The sequence below is a fragment of the Micromonospora sp. M51 genome (genome assembly GCF_018070305.1).
In the GTDB taxonomy this organism is placed as follows: Bacteria; Actinomycetota; Actinomycetes; order Mycobacteriales; family Micromonosporaceae; genus Micromonospora; species Micromonospora parva.
The window spans coordinates 1-4340 of sequence record NZ_JAGPXZ010000543.1 but is presented as its reverse complement, the minus strand read 5'-3'; the positions used below and the strand labels follow the sequence as shown (position 1 = coordinate 4340).

Genomic DNA, 4340 nt, shown 5'->3' with positions numbered 1-4340 from the left:
CACCACACCCACCGAGCAGGACCAGACGCGCCGCCCGCACCTGCGCGCGCTGCTGCAGGTGGAGGCGCCGGTTCCACTCGACGATCTGCCGCCGACGCCCGAGGGTCCGGACGACGACGTCGCGGCGGCGGCACGCCGGGCCGTGGTGGTGCTGGCCCGGGAACTCAACGACCTCCTCGCGCCGATGATCGGGCAGCTGGACGCCGGAGTGCCGGCGGACTCCTGAGATGCCCGTCGGGCGGTAGGTTCGTCGGCGTGGATCTGGACGACATCGCTGCCCGGCTCGGCGTGCCCGTCGAGGAGGTCGACCGCGCGCACCGGCCCGCCGGAACCAGCCCCGTCGGCGTACGCTGGCGGGACGGTTCCGGCGCCGCCGGGGCCGGCCGGGAACGGCGAGCGTGGAGAGGGTGACGCGGAGGTCATGACGGCCGACGAGAGCCGGGTGTCGCTGCGGCGCATCCTGCAGAGGTTCACCGCCAGCGAGGCCGAGATCGAGGCGCAGGAGCTGCGTCGGGAGAGCGCCGAGTGTGGCGGGATCCCCGCCCAGCAGTGCTCCCGGGGGCTGATGGTCTCGGTCGCCGGTCGGTTGCGCACCGTGGTCTACACCCCGCGCACCAACCTGCCCACCCTTGAGTCCGACCTGTACGACGGCAGTGACGTGGTCACTCTCGTCTGGCTGGGTCGGCGGCACATCGCCGGGATCGAGCCGGGCCGGCACCTGACCGCCCGTGGCCGGGTGGCGGTGCGCGACGACCGCAAGGTCATCTACAACCCCTACTACGAGCTGGACTCGCCCAAGTGACGACACTGCGGACGAAAGGCCGGCGATGACGACGGGACAGGACCGGGCGGCACAGCCCGAGACGGGCCCTCAGGACGAGGAGCGGCTGCCGACGATCGCCGAGCAGATGGCCGACCAGCTCGGCGGCTGGCGCGGGTTGGTCGAGTCCAGCATCCCGGTCGTCGTCTTCGTCCTCGCCAACATCATCGGCGAACTGCGGCCGGCGGTGATCGCCTCGGTCTCCGTCGCGGTGCTGATCGCCGGGGTGCGGTTGGCCCAACGCCGGCCCGTCCGGCACGCCGTCAACGGGCTCTTCGGTGTCGGTGTCGGCGCGGCCATCGCGTGGCGCACCGGCAACGAACGTGACTTCTACCTCCCCGGCATCCTCTACGGCATCGGGTACGGCGTGGCCCTGCTGATCTCGGCCGCGATCCGGCAGCCGCTGGTGGGCTGGATCTGGTCGGTGCTGGTCGCCAAGGGCCGTTCGGAGTGGCGCAGCGACCCGAAGCTGGTCCGCACCTTCACCCAGCTGACAGTGCTCTGGGGTGTGGTCTGGCTGGCCAAGGTGGGCGTGCAGGCCGGGCTCTACCTGGCCCACCAGGACACCGCGCTGGGTGTGGCCCGGCTGGCGCTGGGCTACCCGCCGTACGCGCTGCTGCTGCTGATCACGGTCTGGACGGTTCGCCGGGTCACCCGGGAGTCGTCGCCGGCCCCGCTGCCCAGCGCCTGAGCGAGGCCGGGCCACCCGGCCGCTCACTGCGGCCCTGCGGTCAGCGGGAGCCGCGGGTCCGTTCGACGCTGTCCGCCCCGAGGATCACCGCGCGGACGTCGTCCTCCACCTCGGCGGTGCAGACGAAGATCAGCTCGTCGCCGGCCTCGATCGGGTCGTCCGGGCTCGGCACCAGGACCCGCTTGCCGCGCAGGATCGCCACCAGCGCGGAGTCACGGGGCAGCGGCACCGCGTGGATCGGTTGACCCACGTACGGGGCGGTCGGCGGCAGGGTGATCTCGACCAGGTTCGCTTCACCCTGCCGGAAGGTCATCAGCCGGACCAGGTCGCCGACGGTGACCGCCTCCTCGACCAGTGCGGCCATCACCCGCGGCTTGCTCACCGCGACGTCCACGCCCCACTGCTCGGTGAACAGCCACTCGTTCTCGGCCCGGTTGACCCGGGCGACCACCCGGGGCACCGCGAACTCGGTCTTGGCCAACAGCGACAGCACCAGGTTGGTCTTGTCGTCGCCGGTCGCCGCGACCACGACGTCGCACCCGGCGACGTCGGCCTCCTCCAGGCTGGTCAGCTCGCACGCGTCGGCCAGCACCCACTCGGCGTCCGGCACCCGGTCCGGGCGCAGCATCTTGGGCTGGCGCTCGATCAGCATCACCTGGTGGCCGTTGTCGATCAACTCCTGGGCGATCGAGCGGCCCACGTTGCCCGCGCCAGCGATGGCGACTCGCATGGTCAGTGCCCTCCTTCCGGCGCCGTCGCCGCCACCGACGTGACCGTCGCCACGATGTCGTCGCTGACCAGCATGAACACCTGGTCACCCTCTTGCAGGACGGTGGAGCCGGTGGGCAGCGTGCCGATGCCGAAGCGGATCAGGTAGGCCACCCGCGCTCCGGCCGCCTCCTCCAGGGTCCGCACCGGTCGACCGATCCAGTCCTTGTGCACCGGCACCTCGACGATCGACACGGTGCTCGTGGGGTCGCGGAAGATCTCCACGTTGCCCTCCGGCACCAGGTGTCGCAGCATCCGGTCCGCCGTCCACCGCACCGTCGCCACGGTGGGGATGCCCAGCCGCTCGTAGACCTGTGCCCGGCGCTGGTCGTAGATGCGGGCGGCGACCCGGGACACGCCGAACGTCTCGCGGGCCAGCCGGGCCGAGATGATGTTGGAGTTGTCGCCGCTCGACACCGCCGCGAAGGCGTCAGCGCGTTCGATACCGGCCTGCCGGAGCACCTCGCCGTCGAAACCGGCACCGGTCACCGTGATCCCGGCGAAGTCGGGGCCGAGCCGGCGGAAGGCGTCGGCGTCCTGGTCGATCACCGACACCGAGTGCCCTCGGGACTCCAGGCTGTGGGCGAGGGTCGACCCGACCCGACCACACCCCATGATCACGACGTGCACGCTGTCCCTCCCAAGGTGCGCACCACTCCCGCTGCCGGTGGCCTTCCGAGTGCGAGCCTGCCACGTCCCGGTCGCGAGCGGGGACCGACCGTACCCCGCCGTGCTGAGCGGCCGTGATCGCCCACCCCCGCGCCCCCGCCGTGGTGGTCGTACCCTTGGCGTTCGTGGCCAGTCCCACCTCGCTGCTGAAGCGGCTTCTGCTCGGTCGACCGTTCCGGTCCGACCGGCTGCAGCACACCCTCCTGCCGAAGCGCATCGCGCTTCCCGTCTTCGCCTCCGACGCGCTGTCCAGCGTCGCGTACGCGCCCGACGAGATCCTGTTGACCCTGTCCATCGCCGGTGCCTCCGCGTACGTCTTCTCGCCGTGGATCGCCCTGGCCGTGGTCGTGGTCATGCTCACCGTGGTGGCCAGCTACCGGCAGAACGTGCACGCCTACCCGTCCGGTGGTGGTGACTACGAGGTGGCCACCGTCAACCTGGGTCCGAAGTTCGGCGTCGGGGTGGCCAGCGCGTTGCTCGTCGACTACGTGCTCACGGTGGCGGTGTCGGTCTCCTCCGGGGTGGCCAACCTGGGCTCGGTCGTGCCGTTCGTGGCCACCCACAAGGTCCTGATCGCGGTGAGCGCGGTGGTCCTGCTGAGCGCGGTCAACCTGCGCGGTCTGCGCGAGTCGGGCACCGCGTTCGCCATCCCCACCTACGGCTTCGTCATCGTGATGGGCGGGATGCTGCTCACCGGGCTGTTCCGGGTCTTCGTGCTGGGTGACGAGCTCCGCGCGCCGAGCGCCGACCTGGTCATCCAGGCCGAGCACAGTGTGACCGGTTTCGCGCTCATCTTCCTGCTGCTGCGGACGTTCAGCTCGGGCGCCGCCGCGCTCACCGGCGTGGAGGCGATCTCCAACGGGGTGCCCGCGTTCAAGGCGCCGAAGAGCCGCAACGCCGCCACCACCCTGCTGCTGCTCGGCAGCATCTCGGTGAGCATGCTGGTCGGCATCATCTGGCTGGCCCGTCTGACCCACCTGCAGTTCGTCGAGGATCCGGGCCTGCAGATCGTCGCCGGCCCCGAGGGGTACGTGCAGAAGACGGTCACCACCCAGCTCGGCGAGACGGTCTTCGGGTCCGGGTCGATCCTGCTCTACGTGGTGGCCGGGATGACCGCCCTCATCCTGTTCCTGGCCGCCAACACCGCGTTCAACGGGTTCCCGGTGCTCGGCTCGATCCTCGCCCAGGACCGCTACCTGCCCCGGCAGTTCCACACCCGGGGTGACCGGCTGGCGTTCTCCAACGGCATCGTCTTCCTGGCCCTCTTCGCGATCGTGCTGATCGTCGGCTTCCAGGCCGAGGTGACCCGACTCATCCAGCTCTACATCGTCGGGGTGTTCGTCTCGTTCACCGTCTCCCAGGCCGGCATGATCCGGCACTGGAACCGGCACC

General features: G+C 71.0%; 6 protein-coding genes and 1 pseudogene. 5 read left to right on the top strand and 2 right to left on the bottom strand.

Annotation, left to right across the window (positions count from 1 at the left end; all coding sequences use genetic code 11):
* The 4 genes and pseudogenes from KBX53_RS24115 to KBX53_RS24100 all read left to right on the top strand — a co-directional run.
* Positions 1-226 (top strand): annotated as a pseudogene (locus KBX53_RS24115) (hypothetical protein); the annotation flags it as partial.
* 29 nt (positions 227-255) lie between these two features.
* A complete protein-coding gene (locus tag KBX53_RS24110; protein WP_210861793.1) occupies positions 256-411 on the top strand; it encodes a hypothetical protein in 156 nt (51 codons plus the stop codon).
* 10 nt (positions 412-421) lie between these two features.
* Entirely contained in the window at positions 422-802 is a 381-nt protein-coding gene (locus KBX53_RS24105; protein WP_210861791.1) for an OB-fold nucleic acid binding domain-containing protein, read from the top strand.
* A 25-nt stretch (positions 803-827) separates the two neighbouring features.
* Positions 828-1511, top strand: a complete 684-nt coding sequence (locus tag KBX53_RS24100; protein ID WP_030337448.1) for a DUF3159 domain-containing protein — start codon at positions 828-830, stop codon at positions 1509-1511.
* A 40-nt stretch (positions 1512-1551) separates the two neighbouring features.
* Here the strand turns inward: KBX53_RS24100 and KBX53_RS24095 are convergent, their stop codons facing one another.
* Both KBX53_RS24095 and KBX53_RS24090 read right to left on the bottom strand, forming a co-directional pair.
* Positions 1552-2241 carry a TrkA family potassium uptake protein gene (locus KBX53_RS24095; RefSeq protein ID WP_030337449.1) on the bottom strand — a complete coding sequence of 230 codons (690 nt, stop codon included), beginning with the start codon at positions 2239-2241 and terminating at the stop codon, positions 1552-1554.
* 2 nt (positions 2242-2243) lie between these two features.
* Positions 2244-2909 (bottom strand): TrkA family potassium uptake protein, encoded by a 666-nt coding sequence (locus tag KBX53_RS24090; protein WP_030337451.1) that lies wholly within the window; start codon positions 2907-2909, stop codon positions 2244-2246.
* Between the two features lie 164 nt (positions 2910-3073).
* Between KBX53_RS24090 and KBX53_RS24085 the strand changes: the two genes are divergently transcribed.
* A partial coding sequence (locus KBX53_RS24085) for an APC family permease (RefSeq protein ID WP_210861789.1) occupies positions 3074-4340 on the top strand: 1267 nt, incomplete at its 3' end.